The 20,661-nt window shown below is 57.0% G+C and carries 22 protein-coding genes; 15 read left to right on the top strand and 7 right to left on the bottom strand.

Annotated features, from left to right (window positions below; all coding sequences use genetic code 11):
* Nucleotides 1-64 precede the first annotated feature (64 nt).
* From C7436_RS06435 to C7436_RS06410, 6 genes are all read right to left on the bottom strand, one after another.
* Nucleotides 65-1,594, bottom strand: a complete 1,530-nt coding sequence (locus tag C7436_RS06435; RefSeq protein ID WP_121207893.1) for an RNA polymerase factor sigma-54 — start codon at nucleotides 1,592-1,594, stop codon at nucleotides 65-67.
* A gap of 188 nt (nucleotides 1,595-1,782) precedes the next feature.
* Complete coding sequence (gene lptB, locus C7436_RS06430; RefSeq protein WP_014422107.1) at nucleotides 1,783-2,508, bottom strand: LPS export ABC transporter ATP-binding protein; 726 nt, start codon at nucleotides 2,506-2,508, stop codon at nucleotides 1,783-1,785.
* Entirely contained in the window at nucleotides 2,486-3,052 is a 567-nt protein-coding gene (lptA, locus tag C7436_RS06425; protein ID WP_121207121.1) for a lipopolysaccharide transport periplasmic protein LptA, read from the bottom strand. The genes lptB and lptA overlap by 23 nt, the downstream gene beginning before the upstream one ends.
* Complete coding sequence (gene lptC, locus C7436_RS06420) at nucleotides 3,036-3,635, bottom strand: LPS export ABC transporter periplasmic protein LptC (RefSeq protein WP_121207120.1); 600 nt, start codon at nucleotides 3,633-3,635, stop codon at nucleotides 3,036-3,038. The genes lptA and lptC overlap by 17 nt, the downstream gene beginning before the upstream one ends.
* On the bottom strand, nucleotides 3,632-4,201 hold the full coding sequence (locus C7436_RS06415; RefSeq protein ID WP_014422104.1) for a KdsC family phosphatase: 570 nt from the start codon (nucleotides 4,199-4,201) through the stop codon (nucleotides 3,632-3,634). Before C7436_RS06415 ends, lptC begins: the two co-directional genes overlap by 4 nt.
* Entirely contained in the window at nucleotides 4,201-5,190 is a 990-nt protein-coding gene (locus C7436_RS06410) for a KpsF/GutQ family sugar-phosphate isomerase (protein ID WP_011786155.1), read from the bottom strand. Before C7436_RS06410 ends, C7436_RS06415 begins: the two co-directional genes overlap by 1 nt.
* 174 nt (nucleotides 5,191-5,364) lie before the next feature.
* Here C7436_RS06410 and C7436_RS06405 point away from each other — a divergent pair, with 174 nt between their 5' ends.
* From C7436_RS06405 to C7436_RS06355, 11 genes are all read left to right on the top strand, one after another.
* Nucleotides 5,365-6,177, top strand: a complete 813-nt coding sequence (locus C7436_RS06405) for an ATP-binding cassette domain-containing protein (RefSeq protein WP_011786154.1) — start codon at nucleotides 5,365-5,367, stop codon at nucleotides 6,175-6,177.
* A complete protein-coding gene (gene mlaE / locus C7436_RS06400; RefSeq protein WP_011786153.1) occupies nucleotides 6,174-6,956 on the top strand; it encodes a lipid asymmetry maintenance ABC transporter permease subunit MlaE in 783 nt (260 codons plus the stop codon). Before C7436_RS06405 ends, mlaE begins: the two co-directional genes overlap by 4 nt.
* Before the next feature lie 20 nt (nucleotides 6,957-6,976).
* Nucleotides 6,977-7,426 carry an outer membrane lipid asymmetry maintenance protein MlaD gene (gene mlaD, locus C7436_RS06395; RefSeq protein ID WP_011786152.1) on the top strand — a complete coding sequence of 150 codons (450 nt, stop codon included), beginning with the start codon at nucleotides 6,977-6,979 and terminating at the stop codon, nucleotides 7,424-7,426.
* A gap of 26 nt (nucleotides 7,427-7,452) precedes the next feature.
* Complete coding sequence (locus C7436_RS06390) at nucleotides 7,453-8,106, top strand: MlaC/ttg2D family ABC transporter substrate-binding protein (protein WP_121207119.1); 654 nt, start codon at nucleotides 7,453-7,455, stop codon at nucleotides 8,104-8,106.
* Nucleotides 8,103-8,420, top strand: coding sequence for an STAS domain-containing protein (locus C7436_RS06385; protein ID WP_121207118.1), 318 nt, complete (start codon nucleotides 8,103-8,105; stop codon nucleotides 8,418-8,420). Before C7436_RS06390 ends, C7436_RS06385 begins: the two co-directional genes overlap by 4 nt.
* 60 nt (nucleotides 8,421-8,480) lie before the next feature.
* A complete protein-coding gene (locus C7436_RS06380) occupies nucleotides 8,481-8,729 on the top strand; it encodes a BolA family protein (protein ID WP_014422100.1) in 249 nt (82 codons plus the stop codon).
* A 19-nt stretch (nucleotides 8,730-8,748) separates the two neighbouring features.
* Nucleotides 8,749-10,011, top strand: a complete 1,263-nt coding sequence (gene murA / locus C7436_RS06375; protein ID WP_011786148.1) for a UDP-N-acetylglucosamine 1-carboxyvinyltransferase — start codon at nucleotides 8,749-8,751, stop codon at nucleotides 10,009-10,011.
* A gap of 29 nt (nucleotides 10,012-10,040) precedes the next feature.
* Nucleotides 10,041-10,685, top strand: coding sequence for an ATP phosphoribosyltransferase (hisG, locus tag C7436_RS06370; protein WP_011786147.1), 645 nt, complete (start codon nucleotides 10,041-10,043; stop codon nucleotides 10,683-10,685).
* A 26-nt stretch (nucleotides 10,686-10,711) separates the two neighbouring features.
* Nucleotides 10,712-12,016, top strand: a complete 1,305-nt coding sequence (hisD, locus tag C7436_RS06365) for a histidinol dehydrogenase (RefSeq protein WP_023011326.1) — start codon at nucleotides 10,712-10,714, stop codon at nucleotides 12,014-12,016.
* On the top strand, nucleotides 12,009-13,070 hold the full coding sequence (gene hisC, locus C7436_RS06360) for a histidinol-phosphate transaminase (protein WP_121207117.1): 1,062 nt from the start codon (nucleotides 12,009-12,011) through the stop codon (nucleotides 13,068-13,070). The genes hisD and hisC overlap by 8 nt, the downstream gene beginning before the upstream one ends.
* Before the next feature lie 238 nt (nucleotides 13,071-13,308).
* Nucleotides 13,309-14,052: a Nif3-like dinuclear metal center hexameric protein gene (locus C7436_RS06355; RefSeq protein ID WP_121207116.1), complete on the top strand. Its 744-nt coding sequence runs from the start codon at nucleotides 13,309-13,311 to the stop codon at nucleotides 14,050-14,052.
* A gap of 43 nt (nucleotides 14,053-14,095) precedes the next feature.
* On the opposite strand, the gene C7436_RS06350 is transcribed toward C7436_RS06355, so the two are convergent.
* A complete protein-coding gene (locus C7436_RS06350) occupies nucleotides 14,096-14,533 on the bottom strand; it encodes a Z-ring associated ZapG family protein (protein ID WP_011786143.1) in 438 nt (145 codons plus the stop codon).
* A 236-nt stretch (nucleotides 14,534-14,769) separates the two neighbouring features.
* On the opposite strand from C7436_RS06350, the gene zapE reads away from it, so the two are divergent.
* The 4 genes from zapE to C7436_RS06330 all read left to right on the top strand — a co-directional run bounded on the left by zapE (nucleotide 14,770) and on the right by C7436_RS06330 (nucleotide 20,551).
* On the top strand, nucleotides 14,770-15,867 hold the full coding sequence (gene zapE, locus C7436_RS06345; protein ID WP_031210185.1) for a cell division protein ZapE: 1,098 nt from the start codon (nucleotides 14,770-14,772) through the stop codon (nucleotides 15,865-15,867).
* A gap of 35 nt (nucleotides 15,868-15,902) precedes the next feature.
* Entirely contained in the window at nucleotides 15,903-17,087 is a 1,185-nt protein-coding gene (locus C7436_RS06340) for a thiolase family protein (RefSeq protein ID WP_014422096.1), read from the top strand.
* 218 nt (nucleotides 17,088-17,305) lie between these two features.
* The gene (locus C7436_RS06335; protein WP_121207115.1) at nucleotides 17,306-19,156 is read left to right on the top strand and encodes a DUF1302 domain-containing protein; all 1,851 of its coding nucleotides are present in this window, start codon (nucleotides 17,306-17,308) and stop codon (nucleotides 19,154-19,156) included.
* Between the two features lie 33 nt (nucleotides 19,157-19,189).
* Nucleotides 19,190-20,551 (top strand): DUF1329 domain-containing protein, encoded by a 1,362-nt coding sequence (locus C7436_RS06330; protein WP_121207114.1) that lies wholly within the window; start codon nucleotides 19,190-19,192, stop codon nucleotides 20,549-20,551.
* Nucleotides 20,552-20,661: the final 110 nt, after the last annotated feature.

Here is a 20,661-nt window from a genome sequence, read left to right as displayed (position 1 = left end):
CTGTTGTCATACTGCCGGCGTGCTTGCCGGCTTGCATGCCAGTGCATCTTGCACCGGCGAAAGTTTAAACCAGGCGTTTTCGTTCGTTCGAGGGAGGAATATGCATGGCCTCCCGGTATTTGGCCACGGTACGCCGCGCCACGTTGATTCCCTGTTCCCCTAGCATGGCTGCAATTTTGCTATCGCTCAATGGCTTTTTCGGGGTTTCATCGGCAATCAGCTTCTTGATCATTGCCCGGATGGCTGTAGACGAACATTCGCCGCCCTCGGCGGTGCTGACGTGGCTGGAGAAAAAGTACTTCAGCTCGAAAATACCGCGGGGCGTGTGCATGTACTTCTGGGTGGTAACCCGGGAAATCGTGGACTCGTGCATTTCCACCGCCTGGGCAATGTCAGACAGGATCAGAGGCTTCATGGCTTCTTCGCCCTGATCCAGGAACCCTTGCTGGTGTTCAACGATGCGGGTGGCAACTTTCAGCAGGGTTTCATTACGGCTTTGCAGGCTCTTGATAAACCATTTCGCTTCTTGCAGCTGGTCGCGCAGGTAGGTGTTATCGGCACTGCTGTCAGCCCGGCGGATCAGTGACGCGTAGCTGGCATTCACCCGGATACGCGGAGCGATTTCCGGGTTGAGTTCAACCCGCCATCGGCCTTCGTGTTTGCGTACGATAACGTCCGGGATAACGTAATCCGGTTCGGCCCGGTCCACGACATCGCCAGGGCGCGGGTTCAGGCTGGTGATCAGGGCCAGTACCTGTTTCAGCTGGTCTTCCTTGAGCCGGCTGCGGCGTAACAGTTGCGCGTAGTCCCGGTTGCCAAGCAGGTGCAGGAACTGGGTAACCACCAGTCTTGCCTGGCGCAGCCAGGGGGTATCTGGTGGCAGCTGGTTGAGCTGAATCAGCAGGCATTCCTGGAGATCCCGAGCGAACACGCCTGGCGGGTCGAAGTGTTGCAGGCGGTGGAGTACCGCTTCCACTTCGTCCAGTTCCAACGGGTCTTCTTCGGTTTCGTCCAGCAGGCCTGCGTGAATGTCCTCAATGTCAGACGTCAGGTAGCCGCGCTCATCCACAGCATCCAGCAGCGCGTGGGCAATGGCCTGATCCCGCTCGCTCAGAGGCGTCAGGTTCAACTGCCACTCGAGGTGATCCTGCAGGGTTTCGGTAGGCGAGTTCCGGGTTTCGAAATCCGATTCGTGCTCGTCTTCGCCTTTGCTGGCCGGAGCCGGGGCAGACTGGTAGATGTCGTCCCAGGCGGTATCCACTGGCAGATCATCGGGAATGTTGTCCGGAATATCGTTCTCGGACGACCAGTCAGGGCCGTTCTCGGTTTCGTCCCAGTCCGGGCTCGCGTCCTGGTGGCTGTCGTCCTGGTTGGCCTCAGAGCTGGAAGCTTCACTGTGCTCGTGCTCTTCGCGCTCGTCGCCTTCAGGGTGCTCATCGTCCTCTGAGGTTTCCAGCATTGGGTTGGATTCCAGCGCCTGCTGGATTTCCTGCTGGAGATCGAGGGTAGAAAGCTGTAGCAGGCGTATGGCCTGCTGCAGCTGGGGCGTCATGGTCAGACTCTGGCCCAGCTTAAGCTGTAATGAGGCTTTCATAACCATGGCTCAAGATCCATAACTCGTGGGCATCCCGGTTGTTGCTTTGCCGGCGCACAGGCCGAAAAAAATGTTGTACGCTGGTTACTTGCCATTGTCTGTGAACAGTATAAGCAAGTTTTTTGCCGAGTTTACTTGCTACAGATCATCAAAACAATCAGACCTCGGATAAACCCAGTTTTATCAGGTCAGAGCCGGAACTCATCACCCAGATATACTTCTTTCACCTGCTGGTTTGCCAGAATGGCTTCGGCATTGCCGGAGGCGATGATGTGGCCGCCGGAAACGATGTAGGCATTCTCGCAGATGTCGAGGGTTTCCCGAACGTTATGGTCGGTAATCAATACGCCAATACCTTTATCCCGCAGGTGCCGGATAATGTGCTTGATGTCACTGACGGAGATAGGGTCTACGCCCGCGAAGGGTTCGTCCAGCAGGATAAACGCGGGCTCCATGGCCAGCGCCCGGGCGATTTCAACTCTGCGGCGTTCGCCGCCGGATAGCGCCATACCCACGCTGTCACGGATGTGAGTAATATGAAACTCTTCCAGCAACTCTTCCAGCTTGGCCTCCCGTTCAGCCCGACTCATGCCTTTGCGGGTTTCGAGGATGGCCATGATGTTGTCCCGCACGGTCAGTTTGCGAAACACGGAGGCTTCCTGGGGCAGGTAACCGATGCCCTTGCGGGCGCGCCCATGCATTGGCAGCGGGGTGATGTCCTGGGTGTCGATGGTGATCCGGCCGTGATCCGCAGGCACCAGGCCCACGATCATGTAGAAGCAGGTGGTCTTGCCGGCGCCGTTGGGGCCGAGCAGGCCGACAATCTCTCCGGAGCGAATTTCCAGAGAAACGTCCAGTACTACTTTTTTCTGCTTGTAGCTTTTTGCCAGATTACTGGCCCTGAGAACTGCCATCCGAACCTTTCCCGTCACTGGATTGAGCTGAATTACGAGGCTGAATCACCATTTCCACCCGGCCGGAGCCGCCCTCGGATGGCGTGCCGCCTTCCGCAGTAACAATGCGGCGAACGGTGTCGTAGTGAATGACGTCGCCCCGGAATACGTTGCCGTCTTGTTCAATAACGGCCTGGCGTTCAAAAATAACCAGGTTTTCATCGCCAGACCAGGTGATGTTCAGGGCCTTGGCGTCGGTCGTGCCTTCGCCTTCCTGGCCGGGTTGCCGGTAATGGGCGGGGTTGCCGGCGGCTTCAATCCGGCTGACACCCTGTTGGTTGCGGTAAAGTACCACCCGATCCGCGTCCAGCCGGGTTTCGCCCTGAATCAGTTCGACAGCGCCGGTGTAAACGGCCGTTCCGGCGCTTTCATCCAGGCGGGCCGAATCTGCACTGACCTTTATGGGGATATCGGAATCCAGGTTGAATGCCGATGCCGGTCCGGCCAGCAATGCCATGGCCAGAATCGCTGGCCGGCAGAAAGATCGTTTACCTGACGGTTTCATATTGTCCCTCTACCCGGGAGTTGAGTTCGAGAATGCGTTCGTTGATCCAGGCTTTCATGCCGGTGGAGCGGGTGACGCCGAAAGGCTCGGTGATGGTCACCGGCTGGTCGGTGTAGACCGTGCCGTTGCTGTTGTCCAGGGTCAGTGCCTCGGTCTCCAGAACGGCTTCGCGGCCTTCGGCCTGTCGGGTCAATTGGACGTTCCCCGTAAGTTCCAGCTTTTCATTGTTCTGCTGAAGGCTACCTTCATTGGACTCGACGAGCCAAGGGTCGGGGCTGCCCTCACTGAAAAGTCGGGCTCTCGGCGTATCCAGATGAGCCGTGCCGGTTGCTTCAAACTGCTCAATTCTGGGGCTTTTGAGATCAATCTGGAGGTTCCCTTGCTCATCCCAGGCGCGGTATTGGCCGCCGATCACAAAGCCGTCGGGCTCTGCGGGCCCCCGTAGTTCGCTGGCGGCATTCCGCGAACTGACAGGTTCGTCACTTTGCCACAGCAGAAAAACGGTTGCTGATACGGTGGCGGCAAGGGCCAGCGCTGTAATCCGCCGTTTGCCATGATCGCCGAAAAGCCGCTCAGTGATCATGCTGGCTCGTCCAGATAGGGAGCAAGAGTGTTGTCCAGGTGCCCTTGCGCCCAGAGCAGGAGATCGCAGGCCTCGCGCACAGCGCCCTGTCCACCGGGGCTGCGGGTACAGTAGTCGGCGTGTTGCTGAACCAGCCAGTAGCCGTTGGGTACCGTGATGCCAAGGCCGGCAAAACGCAGCGCGGGCAGGTCGGGCAGGTCGTCGCCCATGTAGGCAATCTGCTCCGGCGCAAGGTTCATATCCCGGATCAATTCCAGCAATGCAATTTTTTTGTCTTCGCGACCCTGCATCAGGTGCGGGATGCCCAAGTCCGACATTCGTCTTTCCGTAAGCGGAGAGCGTCGTCCGGTAATCACCGCCACGGTGATGCCTGCCTGCATCAGTTGTTTCAGGCCCAGGCCGTCAAGAATGTTGAAGGCCTTGAGTTCATCGCCGCTGGCACTGAAATAGAGGCGGCCATCGCTCATGATGCCGTCCACATCCAGGGCGATCAGGCGAATGTCCGAGGCTTTGGCCTTCAGGGCTGCGTCCCAGTGGGTTTGTAACGGATGCGCTGTCTGAGTCATCAAATCACTCCGGCCCGCAGCAGGTCGTGCATATTAATAGCGCCCACCAGGGTGCCGTTTGCGTCGGTAACCGGCAAGGCGTTGATCTTCATTTCTTCCATGATATTCAAGGCTTCTGCCGCCAGGTGGTCTGCCCGGATGGTTTTACCGTTGCGGGTCATTACGTCCTGGATGGGGGTAGTGTGCACATCCACGGATTTGTCCAGGGTCCGGCGCAGGTCGCCGTCGGTGAAGATGCCCGTCAGGGTGCCGGCGGCATTAACGACCGTGGTCATACCCAGGCCCTTGCGGGTTATTTCCAGCAGTGCCCCGCTCAGGGTTGTGCCCTCGGCAACCTGAGGAATCTGGTCACCGGTGTGCATGATGTCGGAGACCCGCAGCAGCAGGCGTCGTCCAAGGCTGCCGCCAGGGTGGGAAAACGCGAAATCCTCGGCGCTGAATCCCCGGGCTTCAAGCAGCGCCACGGCCAGGGCATCCCCCATGACCAGGGTGGCGGTGGTGCTGGAGGTCGGGGCCAGGCCCAGCGGGCAGGCTTCAATGGCCACGCTGACATCCAGGTTGGCAACGGCCTCCTGTGCCAGTACGGAATCGGGTTTGCCTGTCATGCTGATCAATGGCGCGCCCATGCGCTTGATCAGAGGGAGAATGGTGACCACTTCGCTGGTGCTGCCGCTGTTGGATATGGCGATGACCACATCCTGGGGTGTTATCATGCCCAGATCGCCATGGCTGGCTTCGCCGGGATGAACAAAAAAGGCGGGCGTGCCCGTGCTGGCGAGCGTGGCGGCAATCTTGTTGCCGATGTGCCCCGATTTGCCCATACCTGTCACCACAACCCGGCCTTTGCAGGCCATGATGACCTCGCAGGCGCGGCTGAAATCACCGTTTATACGGCTTTCCAGCGCTTCAATGGCTTCGCGCTCGATGCGGATTGCCCGTAGGGCCGAGTTGCAAAAGTCCTGGGTGTTGAAGGTATTTGATTCGGTCATGTCGGCTGGCTGTCTGCTCGATCTGGGATTTGAGGCCGAAGTATATCACTTCTGGTGCCCCCGGCTCGCCTGCATCAGGGATTCTGATCATTGCCATCAAGACATTTTACGTTGCTTTAATTGAGGTCTGGGAGAGCTTGTCATAATGTAGGCGCTCCTTGAAAGGGATGGATTATGGAGTCATCTGCGTACATAACACTTAGGGATGTGGTGTTTTCCCGTTCCGGGCGCCGGATTTTTGATGGAATCAGTCTGGATATTCCCAAAGGGAAGGTGACTGCCATCATGGGGCCCAGTGGTACCGGAAAAACCACGCTCCTCAGGCTCATCGGAGGTCAGCTTCGCCCGGATTCCGGCCAGGTGAGTGTGGCAGGCCATGACGTGCCCCGGCTAAAGCGCAAGGCGCTTTACCAGCTGCGCGAAAAAATGGGCATGCTGTTCCAGAGTGGCGCGCTGTTTACCGATCTCAGTGTCTACGAGAATGTCGCTTTCCCGCTGCGTGTGCACACGTCGTTACCCGAAGATATGATCCGGGACATTGTTCTGATGAAGCTGGAGGCGGTGGGCTTGCGTGGTGCCAGAGAGCTGATGCCCTCAGAGTTGTCCGGTGGCATGACCCGGCGCGTCGCTCTGGCCCGCAGTATCGCACTCGACCCGGAGTTGATCATGTACGACGAACCCTTTGCCGGGCAGGATCCGATTGCCATGGGCGTGCTGGTCAAGCTGATCCGGGATCTCAACAGTTCCATGGGGCTGACCAGCGTTCTGGTGTCGCACGACGTGCCTGAATCCCTGAGTATTTGCCATTACGCCTGCATTATTGCCGACGGCAAGGTGATCGGTGAGGGCACTCCCGAGGAGCTGCGGGCACATCCGTCTGAGCGGGTTCAGCAGTTTCTTGAAGGGCAGCCTGATGGCCCGGTGCCGTTCCATTACCCGAGTGGCGATGCGGCGGCTGATTTTGGTGTGGGAGGGCGGTCTTCATGATGGATCGTATTGCCGGCCTGGGGCGGCTCGGGATCGCGATCATTGCCTCCTTCGGTCGTTCCGGGCAGTTTCTTTTCGGCGTGCTGGCCGGTGTCCCCAGGCCTGCAACAGGTTTTCCCCTGCTGGTCAAACAGCTTTACGCAGTCGGCGTGTTGTCGCTGGCGATTGTGGTGGTGTCTGGATTGTTCATCGGGATGGTACTGGGGCTTCAGGGCTATACCATTCTCAGCGATTACGGCTCGGAGTCGGCGATTGGCCAGATGATCGCGCTCACGCTGGTGCGCGAATTGGGGCCGGTAGTGACAGCCCTGCTGTTCGCCGGTCGCGCGGGCTCCGCCCTGACGGCAGAAATCGGCCTGATGAAGGCGACGGAACAGCTCTCCAGTATGGAAATGATGGGGGTAGATCCGTTGCGCCGGGTCGTTGCACCGAGACTTTGGGCCGGTTTTCTCGCCATGCCGGTACTTGCCATGATTTTCTCGGTAGTGGGGATCTGGGGCGGCATGCTGGTTGGCGTGGAATGGCTTGGGGTGTTCGAGGGTTCCTTCTGGGGCAACATGCAGTCCTCCGTCGATTTTGTGGATGACGTGCTTAACGGCTTTATCAAGAGTGTGGTGTTCGGGTTCGTATGTGCCTGGATTGCGGTCTACCAGGGCTATGACTGCGTGCCCACCTCTGCTGGTATCAGTTCGGCGACCACCAAAACCGTGGTCTACTCATCGCTGGCAGTGCTCGGTCTCGATTTCGTACTGACTGCCGTCATGTTCGGTGATTTTTAACAGGATTCAGGGAGCCTTTCATGGCACAAAGAAGCACAGAAATCATTGTTGGGCTGTTCATGATTGCCGGTTTGGCCGCGCTCATGTTTCTGGCGCTGCAGGTGAGTGGCCTGTCGCCGAAATCCGCGGAGCAGACCTATACGCTGTATGCCAATTTCAACGATACCGGTGGCTTGACGCCCCGAGGCAAGGTTTCCATGGCTGGTGTCACTGTCGGTACCATCGAATCCATTACCCTGGACAGGGACACTTTCCAGGCGCGCGTAACCATGTCTATCCATGCTGAGGTTGATAACATCCCGGCCGACAGTGCAGCAGTAATACGTACATCCGGACTGCTGGGTGAGCAGTACATTGATATATCGATTGGCGGGGACCTGGAGTCGCTGAACGCGGGGGATACCTTTTATTCCACCCAGTCCGCCATGAATCTGGAACGGCTGATCAGTAACTTTGCCTCCGGCCGCTGAGCCAGAGCCATGCACAGGAGAAACTAATGAGTGTCCTTAAACACCGTTTGACGTTGATGATTGCCATGGTCGCCCTGATGGTGGGCCAGGTCTGGGCCGGCCCGGAGGAGGATCTGAAGCGTTACGTGGACGAGAATACCCAGAAGCTGGTGCAGAAGCTCAATGCCGAGAAAGGGTTGTACGAAAAGGATCCTGAGGCGTTTTATACCAGCATGGATGAAACCCTTCAGGAGTTTGTCGATTTTCGCCGGATTGCTGCCCGGGTGATGGGTCGATATGCCCGCCAGACCACGCCAGAGCAGCGGGATGCTTTTGTCGAGAAGTTCAAGCGCAGCCTGTTTGATAGTTATGCCCAGGCCCTGGTTTCTGCGGAAGATTTCGAGATCATCGTCAAGGAAGCCACCATCCTTCCTCAGAATGAGGATCGCGCTTCGGTAGAAATGGAGTTGATCAGTGCCTCCGGCAACCGTTATCCGGTCACTTACTCAATGTACCGGACAGGTGACGACCGCTGGATGATGGAAAACGTCATCGTAGAGGGCGTAAACATCGGCCTTGCCTTCCGGGATCGCTTTGCTCAGGAAATGGAAGAGAATCGCGGCCAGGTTCAGGCGGTCATTGACGGCTGGGGTGACGCGGTTGAGGCCCTGAATCTGGACGAGCAGGTGGATCGTTCATGAGTGATCGGTTGCCGGGCATGGTCCGGAACGGCAAAACTCTTTGCGTAACCGGCGATGTCGATGCCGACACGGTCCTGGCGCTGCGCAAGCAGGGCGAACAGGAAATACAGCAGGCCGATGGGACGCTTGAGGTTGATCTGTCCGGGCTTGGCACCGCGCACAGTGTGGTGCTTTCGATGCTTTTGTGTTGGCAGCGTCTGGCGCTAAGCCGACATTGCCATCTCTCCTTCACAGGCGCCAGTGAGCGACTTCGTTCTCTGGCCGCACTCAGTAATCTTCAGGATCAGATTCCCGGATTTGCCGAGCACAGCTGACCGGCGCCCGGGAATTGGTTACAATTCCGCCCCTGATTTCAACTTAGTCGAGGAATCCTTATGGACGCCGCCCAGGTTACCGAACTTGTCAAAGAAGCCCTGCCCGGTTGCGAGGTTCAGGTACAGGTTGATGGCAACCACTATCTTGTTGTGGTGGTGGGTGACGTATTTGAGGGACTGCCCACCATCAAACGGCAGCAAATGATCAACAAGGTGCTATTCCAGCATGTCATGGACGGCACCATTCACGCCCTTCACCCGAAAGCCTTTACCCCGAGCGAGTGGGCCGATCAGCAGGCCGGCGCCTGAACCGAACAGGATAATTACCGTGGACAAACTATTGATCAGGGGTCGAAAGCCCCTGGATGGCGAAATTCGCATTTCCGGTGCCAAGAACGCGGCCCTGCCCATTCTGGCGGCGACACTGCTGGCGGATGAGCCGGTTACCGTCGGCAACCTGCCGCACCTGAACGATATTACCACCATGATCGAGCTGCTCGGTCGCATGGGGGTGGAGCTGCTCATTGACGAAAAGATGAGTGTTGAAGTGCACGCCAACACCATCAAGCACTTCCATGCACCGTACGAGCTGGTAAAGACCATGCGCGCCTCCATACTGGTGCTTGGCCCGCTGGTGGCACATTTTGGCGAAGCCGAAGTCTCCCTGCCGGGTGGCTGTGCCATCGGTACCCGACCGGTTAACCTGCACATCCACGGTCTGGAAATGATGGGTGCCGACATAAAGGTGGAGAATGGCTACATCAAGGCCAAGACCAATGGCCGGCTGAAGGGCGCCCACATTTTCCTGGATACGGTCACCGTAACGGGTACCGAAAACCTGATGATGGCAGCTGCGCTCGCCGAGGGTAAAACCATCCTCGAAAACGCGGCCCGTGAGCCGGAAGTGGTGGATCTGGCCGAGTGCCTGATCGCCATGGGTGCCGATATCAAAGGCCACGGTACCGCGACCATTGAAATCAATGGTGTGGAGCGCCTGCACGGATGCCACTACAACGTGTTGCCGGACCGGATCGAGACCGGAACCTACCTGGTGGCGGCGGCTGCGACCGGTGGTCGGGTGAAAGTAAAAGATACCCGGGAAGATATCCTGGAAGCGGTGCTGCTCAAGCTGGAAGAGGCGGGGGCGCACATCACGACCGGCCCGGACTGGATTGAACTGGACATGAAAGGCAAGCGGCCCAAGGCTGTCAGCCTGCGGACCGCGCCGTATCCGGCGTTCCCAACGGATATGCAGGCTCAGTTTGCGGCCATGAATGCGGTCGCCGAGGGTTCCGGAACCATCGTCGAAACCGTATTTGAAAACCGCTTCATGCACTTGCAGGAACTGATCCGGATGGGTGCAGACATTACCCTTGAAGGTAATGCGGCCATCATCAAGGGCGTTGAACACCTGACCGGTGCTCCGGTGATGGCAACCGATCTGCGGGCCTCAGCCAGCCTCGTGATCGCCGGTCTGATGGCAGACGGCGATACCATTGTCGACCGCATTTACCACATTGACCGCGGTTACGAATGCATTGAAGAGAAATTGCAGCTGTTGGGTGCCAGCATCCGCCGTCTGCCAGCCTGAATTTGACCAACGGGAACCCGGAAGGATACATGACAGATTCCATCACCATCGCCTTGTCGAAGGGTCGCATTCTGGAAGAAACCTTGCCGCTGCTGGCGGAAGCGGGCATTGAGCTTGTCGACGACGTGAAAAAGTCCCGCAAACTGGTGTTTCCCACCACCGACCCGAACGTGCGGATTCTGATCATCCGGGCGACCGATGTGCCCACCTATGTTCAATATGGTGGCGCGGATCTGGGCGTTACTGGTAAGGATGTTCTGATGGAGCACGGTGGCGACGGCCTCTACGAACCGCTTGATCTGAACATCTCCCGTTGCCGGTTGATGACCGCAGGCAAAAAAGGCGAGCAGCCACCGGCAGGCAGGATTCGTGTTGCCACCAAATTCGTCAACCTGGCCCGGCGCTATTATGCGGCTCAGGGCCGGCAGGCCGATATCATCAAGCTCTACGGGGCAATGGAACTGGCACCGATCCTGAATCTGGCCGATGAGATTGTTGATATCGTGGATACCGGCAATACCCTCAAGGCCAACGGGCTGGAGCCAAGAGAACTGATTGACCACATCAGTAGCCGACTGGTGGTTAACCGGGCCTCCATGAAGATGAAACACGGCCAGATAAACCCCATAATCGAGAAGATGTCCGCGGCCGTTGAACGACGCCGCGATTCGTAGTGTTACTCCAAGACAGGATCTGAAAAATGACCGACAGAATCACCAGACTGAACACCACCCAGAGCGACTTTGACAGTGCGCTGGCCCAACTGCTGGCCTGGGACGACAGTGTGGATCATCAGGTGAATGAGTCGGTTCGGCATATCCTGCACGAGGTGAAGACCCGGGGCGATGCGGCAGTGCTGGAGTTTACGGCCAAGTTTGATCGCCTGGACGTTGGCTCCATGGCTGAGCTGGAAATGGATAAAAGCCGTTTGCAGGCGGCTTTGGACCGAATTCCCCAGGATCAGCGTGAGGGTCTGGAAAAAGCGGCGGAACGCATCCGTGACTACCACGAACGCCAGAATCAGCAATCCTGGCAATACCAGGACGAAGACGGAACCGTGCTGGGCCAGAAGGTAACGCCGCTGGATCGCGCCGGTCTGTACGTGCCGGGTGGCAAGGCGGCCTATCCTTCGTCGGTACTGATGAATGCGATTCCGGCCAAAGTCGCTGGTGTATCTGAAGTCATCATGGTGGTGCCGACCCCGGATGGTGTGGTGAATGACATGGTGCTGGCAGCGGCTGCCATTGCCGGGGTAGACCGCGTATTTACTATCGGTGGCGCCCAGGCCGTGGCTGCGCTGGCGTATGGCACGGACACCGTACCCTCTGTCGACAAGATCGTCGGCCCCGGTAACATCTTCGTGGCCACCGCCAAGCGCGAAGTATTCGGAGTTGTCGGTATCGACATGATTGCCGGCCCTTCGGAGATACTGGTGATCTGTGACGGCAAGACCGACCCGGACTGGATCGCCATGGACCTGTTTTCCCAGGCGGAACACGACGAGCAGGCCCAGAGCATTCTGGTCAGCCCGGACGCAGACTTCCTGGATGCGGTGGAAGCCAGTATCAACAAGCTGCTGCCGACCATGGAGCGAGAAGAAATTATCCGCACCTCCATGCTGGGACGGGGTGCACTGATTCAGGTGGCAGATCTGAAAGAAGCCGCAGAAGTGAGTAATCGGATTGCGCCGGAGCACCTGGAGCTCTCAGTGGAAGACCCGCAGGCCATGCTCGACGACATCCGCCACGCCGGCGCGATTTTCATGGGCAGGCACACGGCCGAAGCCCTGGGTGACTATTGCGCAGGCCCGAATCACGTTTTGCCAACCAGCGGCACCGCACGATTCAGTTCACCTCTGGGTGTGTACGATTTCCAGAAGCGCTCTTCCCTTATTGGCTTTACCGCTCAGGGCGCCGATCGTATGGGGCGGGTGGCATCGGTTCTGGCTCGTGGCGAAGGTCTGACTGCACACGCACGTTCAGCGGAGTACCGGATCAATGAGTAAGTACTGGAGCGACCTGGTCAGTGAACTCAAGCCTTACGTGCCGGGTGAACAGCCGAAAATGGCCAATCTGGTGAAGCTGAACACCAATGAAAACCCGTTCGGCCCATCGCCAAAAGTGATTGAAGCCATTCAGAGAGAACTGAATGACAGCCTGCGTCTGTATCCGGACCCGGAAGGCCAGGCCCTGAAAGATGCCATTGCCGAATACCACGTGGATTTTGGAATCAATCCCAAACAGGTGTTTGTTGGCAACGGTTCCGATGAAGTGCTGGCGCATATCTTTCAGGGGCTTCTGAAACACGACAAGCCGATCCTGTTTCCGGACATCAGCTATAGCTTTTACCCGGTGTATTGCGGCTTGTTCCAGATCGAGAGTGCGGTTATTCCGTTGACCGACAGCTTCGAGATCGATCCGAACGACTACAAGCGTGACAACGGCGGCATTATCTTCCCGAACCCGAATGCGCCGACGGGACGCTACCTCGGGCTAGGGCACGTAGAGGATATCCTGCAGGCCAACCCGGATAGCGTGGTGGTGGTTGATGAAGCCTATGTGGATTTCGGCGGCGAGACGGCGATTCGCTTGGTAAATCAATACCCAAACCTGTTGGTTTGCCAAACTCTATCCAAGGCCAGGTCCTTGGCCGGCTTGAGAGTTGGTTTTGCGGTTGGTAATGAAGATCTGATCGAGGCTCTCAACCGTGTCAAAGACAGCTTCAATTCCTATCCGCTGGACCGTCTGGCTCTGGCTGGTGCCGTGGCTGCGTTTGAGGACAAGCAGTGGTTCGAGGATTCCTGCAGTGGCGTGATCCGCGAGCGCGAGCGGGTGACCAGGGAGTTGGAAACGCTTGGTTTTGAGGTGCTGCCATCCAAGGCAAACTTTGTTTTTGCCCGCCATCCCGGCCATGAAGGCGCTGGGATTGCGGCGAAGCTTCGGGAGCAGGGCATTATTGTCCGGCATTTCAATAAGCCAAGAATCAGCGATTTTCTGCGCATCACGATTGGTACCAGTGACCAGAACAATGCCCTGATAAAAGGCCTGGATGCGCTGTAGTCTAATGTCGAAGTAGAACGAGGAATCGGCGCGCCGAGTTACGCTGGCGTTTCAGCTTCGAGGTGCCGCAAGGGTCAGCAGGGGTTTCCGGAAACCGCTACAAGCACATCCATGTGCGCTTCTCTCCGGCCATCCATGGCCTCCGACATTTCCGGAAACCCCTGCTGACCCTTGCTTTCAAACGTTGTGCACGCCAGCTGCCATGCGTCCAGAAACCGAAATGTGTTCGAGGTGTTTAATGGCGAGCAGAAACGAGATTATAGCCAAGATAAATCAATGGCTTCAGCCGGATACCTTCCAGGATTACTGCCCGAATGGCCTCCAGGTTGAAGGTAACGAGCAGGTTATGACCCTTGTGACCGGTGTAACGGCCAGCCAGGCACTGATCGACGCAGCAGTCGCACAAAACGCAGACATGATCCTTGTCCACCACGGCTACTTCTGGAAAGGTGAAGACCAGACTATTCGTGGTATGAAGAAAAACCGGATCAAGCAGTTGCTGGATAACGACATCAACCTCGTCGCCTACCATCTGCCACTGGACGATCATCCAGAGTATGGCAACAACCGGCAACTGGCGGAAGTGCTCGGAATCCAGAATCCGAGGCCGCTGGGGGGGCTGGTCTGGCAGGGTGAGTTGCCGGAGCCCTTGTCAGTAGAAAAGTTTGAGTTAGAGATGGCTCGGGCTCTGCACAGGCAGCCGTTGCACGTTGGTGCAGGGGCAGACAAAATCAAAACCGTCGCCTGGTGTACGGGCGCCGCTCAGGGCTTTATCAACGTTGCTTTGGAGGCGGGCGTAGACGCCTACATCAGTGGTGAAATCTCGGAGCCGACAACTCATACCGCCCGGGAATGCGGCATTCATTACTTTGCGGCGGGCCATCACGCGACAGAGCGTTATGGAGTGCAGGCGTTAGGGGCGGCGATTGCTGAGGCGTTTGGTGTTACACACCGTTTCATCGATTGTGATAATCCGGTATGAAGATCGTTGTCAGGCTGCGCGTGGCGCAGCCTCTGATTTCGAATCAAGCCGGGCGCTTCTCGCCCTTGTCCAGGCCGTAGTCCTCGGCAAGCGTGCCTTTGGCCTCAGGGTCGGCCTTGGGTGCATAATCCCTGGGTGGTTCTGAAGGCTCGCCATCACTGCCATGCTCCAGTCTGCCTTTGGATTTCTGGTCCAGCTCTTCCATCCAGTCTTCGTCATTGCACAGACGGTTGGCGCCGCGAGCCATATGCTGGTTCACATCCCGGTAGGCGTCGTTGAACCGGCGCAACAAGTGCGCGGATTCCATAAAGTGTTCGTTCACCTGGGCCTGATAGCGCGTAAACTCGCTGCGCAGCTCTTCAATCTGCTGCTCCGCCCGGCGCTGCCGCAACGTTGCTCCCTGGCCGGAACGGCCAACCAGAATCCCGATGACAATGCCAACTACCAACGCGGCAACTGCCGCCAGAATCAGGTTTGTCATATGAAAATCGTCCTTATATTGCCTGGAAGTGAGCCAATCCCCGTAAACGGAGTATAACGCCCCAAACCGATTGAGCCCATGCTGAAACACTGAGCCAATCGTCGTATTGCCCCGAGAGCCGCCCGGCGTGGCGAAAAAACGCGAAATAGGCGACAATATCGCGCCGATTTTTCACTCGACTCAACTATTCAGGAAGCCTGATGACTGCAGCTACGTCCTCCGATACCGTTGCGAACCTGACCCCTTGGGAGCGTTACCAAAAGGATCTTGAACGCCCGGATTTTCACAAGGACCCCGCCCAGGTAGATGCAGTCCAACGCCTGCAGGCACTGTACGATAAATTGGTGGCTGCTGAAAACGAGCGCAACAAAGGGTTGGCCAAACTGCGCCGCAAACTCAAGAAGGGCCGGGAAGAGCCGGTTAAAGGCCTGTATTTCTGGGGCGGCGTTGGCCGGGGTAAAACCTATCTGATGGACACCTTTTTTGAGTCGCTGCCATTCGAGCGCAAGATGCGGGTGCACTTCCACCGTTTTATGCAGCGCGTTCACAACGAATTGAAAGCTTTGAAAGGGGAGAAAAACCCTCTTGAGATGGTGGCTAAAAAGTTTGCGGACGAGACCCGTGTCATCTGTTTCGACGAGTTCTTTGTTTCCGATATTGGCGATGCCATGATCCTTGCCACGCTGATGGATGGACTTTTTGGTCGTGGGGTTACCTTGGTGTGTACGTCCAATATCGTCCCCGATGGCCTCTATAAAGATGGCCTCCAGCGCGCGCGGTTCCTGCCTGCCATTGAGCTGGTAAAGAAGTATACCGATGTGGTGAATGTGGATGGCGGCGTGGACTATCGCCTGCGTACCCTGGAGCAGGCAGAGCTTTATCACTGTCCGCTGGATGATGAGGCGGATATCAGCTTGCGGAACAGTTTCGACGCCCTGGCGGTCGAAGCGGCGAAGCACAGTAAAACCATGGAAATTAACGGTCGCAAGATTCCGGCCCAGGCCCACGCAGACGATGTGGTCTGGTTTGACTTCAAAGACGTGTGTGACGGCCCCCGGAGTCAGAACGATTACATCGAAATGGCGCGCCAGTTCCACGCCATTATCGTCAGCAATGTACCGGTGCTTGGTGGCGACAAGGACGACCAGGCGCGCCGTTTTATCAACATGATCGATGAGTTCTACGACCGCAACGTCAAGGTCATTATCTCTGCTGCGGCGCCCATCACTGAGCTCTATTCGGGCGGGCGCCTGAGCTTTGAATTCGAGCGCACGGAATCCCGGTTGCTGGAAATGCAATCCCAGGAGTATCTCGAAGCGCCCCACAAACCATAACCAGAATCATAAAGAACCAACAGAGAGGTCACAGCATGAGTCAGGACAACGTTGTCATCGTGAGCGGTGTTCGCACCCCCATGGGTGGTTTTATGGGTAGTCTTGCCCCGGTTTCCGCGCCGGAACTGGGCGCAATTGCCATCGCTGAGGCGGTGAAGCGCGCCGGACTGCAGCCTGCCGATATTCAGGAAGTCATTATGGGTAATGTGCTGCCGGCTGGCCTGAAACAGGGGCCCGCTCGCCAGGCCATGCGCAAGGCGGGACTGCCAGACAGTACTGGCGCCACCACCATTAACAAACTTTGTGGCTCCGGCATGAAAGCCACCATGTTCGCCCATGACCTGATCAAAGCCGGCTCAAACGACATCATGGTTGCCGGTGGCATGGAGAGTATGTCCAACGCGCCTCACATTTTGCTGGGCGCCCGCCAGGGCTACCGCATGGGGCCTGGGCAGGCGCCCCAGGACCATATGTTCCTGGATGGCCTCGAAGACGCCGAGACTGGCCGTTTGATGGGATCTTTCGCCCAGGAAATGGCGGACAAGAAAGGCTATACCCGGGAAGAAATGGACGACTACGCGATTTCCTCCCTGAATCGTGCCAAGAAAGCGATTGAAGAAGGCCTGCTCAAAGAAGAGATCATCCCCGTTACCGTCAAGACCCGTAAGGGAGAGGTGGTAGTAGAGGATGATGAGCAGCCCCACAACGCCAACATTGAGAAGATTCCGACACTGCGCCCGGCGTTTGCCAAAGACGGTACCGTGACTGCGGCAAACGCGTCTTCCATTTCTGACGGCTCCTCAGCACTGGTGCTGATGCGTGAATCCGAAGCCGAAAAACGTGGCCTCAAGCCCCTGGCGCGGATCGTTGCCCATAGCACTCAGTCCCAGCATCCCAGCGAGTTCACCTGTGCGCCAGTGGGCGCGATCCAGACACTTTTCCAGAAAACCGGCTGGACCAAGGACGATGTTGACCTTTACGAGATCAACGAAGCCTTCGCCATGGTGGCCATGATGCCTATCAAAGAGCTGGGCCTGGATCCGGACAAGGTGAATATTCACGGTGGCGCCTGTGCCCAGGGGCATCCGGTTGGGTCTACCGGTTCCCGTCTTCTGGTTACCCTGATGCATGCCCTCAAGCGCTATGGCAAAAAGAAGGGTGTTGCCGCGCTCTGCATCGGTGGTGGTGAAGCCACCGCAATGGCGATCGAAATGCTGTAAGACGACAGGTGGTTGCACTCCTGAATCTTGTCTATAGTGAGGGAGTGCGAGACCCGGCTGAACAGAGAGTGACAGCAAAATCATACTTTTGACTGATCAAAGCCCCCGAAAGGCTTAGCTATAGTGCAATCATCACGGCACTGTGTGTACAGCCGTCAGGACACCTAACACCAGAACAATCGAGCAGCGACTCAGAACAACAACGGAGTAGCCTTCCAATGACAAGAAAAACTCAACCGTGGCAGCGTTGGACCAAGTTACCACTTGCCGTAGCCATAGCCGCCGGCGTGTCCGGCCAGGCAGCAGCATACTCGTTCTACATGGGTGATGTTGAGGCTCAGTTCAATACCACGTTATCTGCCGGTGCTTCCTGGCGAGTAGAAGAAGCTGACAAGCGTCTTCTGGCTCCGCATGATGGGCGGGGTACTGCTTCCACCAACAACTATGACGACGGTAACCGCAATTTCGACAAAGGCGATACCATCTCCAAGATCGTCAAGGGTAACAGTGAGCTGTTCCTGGATTATGCAGTCGACAGTCAGTATCTGACCCGCGTAGGTGGTTTTGTTCGTGGCCGCTATTGGTATGACTTCGAGCTCAAAGACGAGAATCGCCGTTACGTAGAGCTCAACGAGAAAGCAAAGGATAATGCCTCAGGCGGCGAAATCCTCGATGCCTACGTGTTTTCTGACTGGTACTTCGGCAACATCCCTGTGAGCCTGCGCTATGGTAAGCAGGTAGTGAGCTGGGGTGAGAGTACTTTTATCCAGGGTGGTATCAACACCATCAACCCGGTAGACGTTCAGGCGTTCCGTGCTCCAGGCTCCGAATTGAAGGATGCGTTGCTGCCGGTTGAGATGTTCTACATGTCTGCCGGTGTCACTGAAAACGTCTCCGTTGAAGCCTTCGTTCAGGCCAAATGGGAGCCGGTGCGCCCGGACGATTGTGGAACCTTCTTCTCTACCATTGATTTTGTCGCCGATGGCTGCGGCCCTATCTGGCCGTCAGGTGCAGTGAGCGAAGCACAAAGCCAGCTGCTTGATGCAACAGATGCATTGGGCCTTGGCGGCTACGCCATTAATCGCCTTGCCGATGTAGAGGCAGACTCCAAGGACCAGTTCGGTGTGGCTGTTCGTTGGTATGTGCCTGAACTGAATGATTCTGAGTTGGGCTTCTATTACATCAAGTACAACAGCCGCCTGCCGTACGTAAGCGGTGTGCTGAACGACGGTCCTGGGCCCCAGGCGGGTGGGTTCCCTGAGTACTTTATGGAGTACCCGGAGAACATTGACCTCTACGGTATCAGTATCAACACAACCACGCCCGGCGGCTGGTCACTGGGTGCCGAGTACAGCTTCCGCGAGGATGTGCCTATCCAGTGGAACGCTTTCGAGCTGATCTACGCAGGTCTGCAGTTGCCGGGGCCCGATGGCCCAGTGAGTCTTCTGCAACGTCAGCGCCAGGAAGAGCTGGGCACAACCAATATTAATGGTCTGAGGGCGTCTGGTAACGATCGCTTTAACGTATCCCAGTTCCAGTTCACTCTGGTCAAGTTCTTCGATCAGGTTATGGGCGCCAGCCGTCTGTCCCTGATCAATGAAGTGGGCATGACCTGGGTCCACGATCTGCCCGGTTATGACGAGGCACGTTATGGCCGCTCCGGTACCTTCGGCATTGGCCCAGTGCCGACCTCTCAGGGTGATGCCTGTTCTCAGCCAGTTATAGGTGGCGCGCCGCTTAACCTGAATACTGACTACTGTGAAAACGACGGCTTTACCACTGATTTCTCCTGGGGTTACCGCACCCGTCTGGTTTGGGACTACCCGAACGTATTTGCAGGCGTAAATCTGTCGCCGCAGTTGGCCTGGAGCCACGACGTAGAAGGTTATTCCCCGCAGCCGGGTGGTGCCTTCAACGAAGGAAGCAAGGCGCTTGGTCTGTCCGTTCAGGCGGTTTATCAGAACAAGATCACAGGCAACATCGGCTACACAAACTTTTTCGGTGGCAAACCGTATAACGAGTTGACCGACCGTGATTTCGTGAGTGCGAGTGTTTCCTACTCATTCTGAACCGGACCGAATTCGTTCAACGAGGTAATTTAGATGAAATTAAACAAGAAACTACTGGCCACAGGTGTACTGGCTGCAAGTCTCTTTACCGGTCAGGCCTGGGGCGCGGTTTCTGCAGAAGAAGCGGCCAAGCTGGGCGATACTCTGACCCCGATGGGTGCAGAGAAGTCTGGTAATGGCGGTGCCATCCCGGCATGGACCGGCGGGTTAACAACTCCGCCGGCGGGCTACAAGGGCGACGGTATCTATGTAAATCCGTTCCCGAATGAGCAGCCCGAGTTTGTCATTGATCAGAGCAATGTTGATCAATATGCCGACAAGCTGTCTCCGGGCCAGGTGGCGATGATTCGCCAGTACGCCGATTACAAGATTCCGGTCTATCCGACCCATCGTACGGCGGCTTACCCGAAAGAAGTGATGGATGAGACCGTTGAGAACGCCACCAAGGTGGAGTTGATTCAGGACGGTAACGGGCTGGGCAATTACGAGAGTGCAACGCCGTTCCCGATTCCCCAGAACGGCCTCGAAGCTATCTGGAACCACATTACCCGGTATCGCGGTGGTTCGGTGCAGCGGAACGTTGGCCAGGTCACTCCTACAGCTGGTGGCGACTACTCAGTGGTCAAGTTCCAGGACGAACTGACATGGCGTACTTACCTGAACGATTATCAGCCAGGTGAAGACGACAACGTTCTGTTCTACTTCAAGCAGGCTATTACTGCGCCAGCGCGTCTGGCGGGTAACGTACTGCTGGTACATGAAACGATTGATCAGGTGAAAGAACCGCGCCGGGCGTGGATCTACAACGCCGGTCAGCGTCGGGTTCGTCGTGCTCCGCAGGTTGCCTACGATGGTCCGGGTACTGCGGCTGATGGCATGCGTACCTCTGACAACTTCGACATGTACAACGGCGCTCCCGATCGCTACAACTGGGAACTGCTGGGCAAGAAGGAAATGTACATTCCGTACAACTCCTACAAGCTGGTGGATCGCGGCCTGAGCTACGATGAAATCATCAAAGCCGGACACATCAATCAGGATCTGACCCGTTACGAGCTGCACCGTGTGTGGCACGTGCGTGCAACCCTGAAGGACGGTGAGCGGCATGTATACGCCCAGCGTGACTTCTACATTGATGAGGACTCCTGGCAGGCAGCGGTTATCGATCACTACGATGGCCGTGGCGAGCTCTGGCGTGTCGCGGAAGCCCACGGAATGCAGTTCTACGATCAGAACGTTCCCTGGTACGCGATCGAAGTACTGTACGATCTGCTCTCCGGTCGTTACCTGGCTCTTGGCCTGACCAACGAAGAGAACCAGCCGTACACCTTCGGTGTCGAGCGTCAGTCGCGGGATTACACGCCGGCGGCTCTGCGTCGCGCTGGAACCCGTTAATAACAGCGTTTCACCGCTGTCAGGAAAAGCGAGCCTTTACGGCTCGCTTTTTTTTGGCCGTTGGTAAGTGTCTCCGCGTTAAAAAATCGCCTCTAACCTCTTTTTTCCCC

The sequence above is a fragment of the Marinobacter nauticus genome (assembly GCF_003634635.1).
In the GTDB taxonomy this organism is placed as follows: domain Bacteria; phylum Pseudomonadota; class Gammaproteobacteria; order Pseudomonadales; family Oleiphilaceae; genus Marinobacter; species Marinobacter nauticus.
Note: the sequence above shows the minus strand (reverse complement) of the source record. Positions and strands in the feature narration are given on the sequence as shown.

Excerpts from the sequence above, each read along its gene's own strand:
- C7436_RS06435 (WP_121207893.1), bottom strand. The coding sequence starts at position 1,594 with ATGAAAGCCTCATTACAGCTTAAGCTGGGCCAGAGTCTGACCATGACG.
- lptB (WP_014422107.1), bottom strand. The coding sequence starts at position 2,508 with ATGGCAGTTCTCAGGGCCAGTAATCTGGCAAAAAGCTACAAGCAGAAA.
- lptA (WP_121207121.1), bottom strand. The coding sequence starts at position 3,052 with ATGAAACCGTCAGGTAAACGATCTTTCTGCCGGCCAGCGATTCTGGCC.
- lptC (WP_121207120.1), bottom strand. The coding sequence starts at position 3,635 with ATGATCACTGAGCGGCTTTTCGGCGATCATGGCAAACGGCGGATTACA.
- C7436_RS06415 (WP_014422104.1), bottom strand. The coding sequence starts at position 4,201 with ATGACTCAGACAGCGCATCCGTTACAAACCCACTGGGACGCAGCCCTG.
- C7436_RS06410 (WP_011786155.1), bottom strand. The coding sequence starts at position 5,190 with ATGACCGAATCAAATACCTTCAACACCCAGGACTTTTGCAACTCGGCC.
- C7436_RS06405 (WP_011786154.1), top strand. The coding sequence starts at position 5,365 with ATGGAGTCATCTGCGTACATAACACTTAGGGATGTGGTGTTTTCCCGT.
- mlaE (WP_011786153.1), top strand. The coding sequence starts at position 6,174 with ATGATGGATCGTATTGCCGGCCTGGGGCGGCTCGGGATCGCGATCATT.
- mlaD (WP_011786152.1), top strand. The coding sequence starts at position 6,977 with ATGGCACAAAGAAGCACAGAAATCATTGTTGGGCTGTTCATGATTGCC.
- C7436_RS06390 (WP_121207119.1), top strand. The coding sequence starts at position 7,453 with ATGAGTGTCCTTAAACACCGTTTGACGTTGATGATTGCCATGGTCGCC.
- C7436_RS06385 (WP_121207118.1), top strand. The coding sequence starts at position 8,103 with ATGAGTGATCGGTTGCCGGGCATGGTCCGGAACGGCAAAACTCTTTGC.
- C7436_RS06380 (WP_014422100.1), top strand. The coding sequence starts at position 8,481 with ATGGACGCCGCCCAGGTTACCGAACTTGTCAAAGAAGCCCTGCCCGGT.
- hisG (WP_011786147.1), top strand. The coding sequence starts at position 10,041 with ATGACAGATTCCATCACCATCGCCTTGTCGAAGGGTCGCATTCTGGAA.
- hisD (WP_023011326.1), top strand. The coding sequence starts at position 10,712 with ATGACCGACAGAATCACCAGACTGAACACCACCCAGAGCGACTTTGAC.
- hisC (WP_121207117.1), top strand. The coding sequence starts at position 12,009 with ATGAGTAAGTACTGGAGCGACCTGGTCAGTGAACTCAAGCCTTACGTG.
- C7436_RS06355 (WP_121207116.1), top strand. The coding sequence starts at position 13,309 with ATGGCGAGCAGAAACGAGATTATAGCCAAGATAAATCAATGGCTTCAG.
- C7436_RS06350 (WP_011786143.1), bottom strand. The coding sequence starts at position 14,533 with ATGACAAACCTGATTCTGGCGGCAGTTGCCGCGTTGGTAGTTGGCATT.
- C7436_RS06340 (WP_014422096.1), top strand. The coding sequence starts at position 15,903 with ATGAGTCAGGACAACGTTGTCATCGTGAGCGGTGTTCGCACCCCCATG.
- C7436_RS06335 (WP_121207115.1), top strand. The coding sequence starts at position 17,306 with ATGACAAGAAAAACTCAACCGTGGCAGCGTTGGACCAAGTTACCACTT.
- C7436_RS06330 (WP_121207114.1), top strand. The coding sequence starts at position 19,190 with ATGAAATTAAACAAGAAACTACTGGCCACAGGTGTACTGGCTGCAAGT.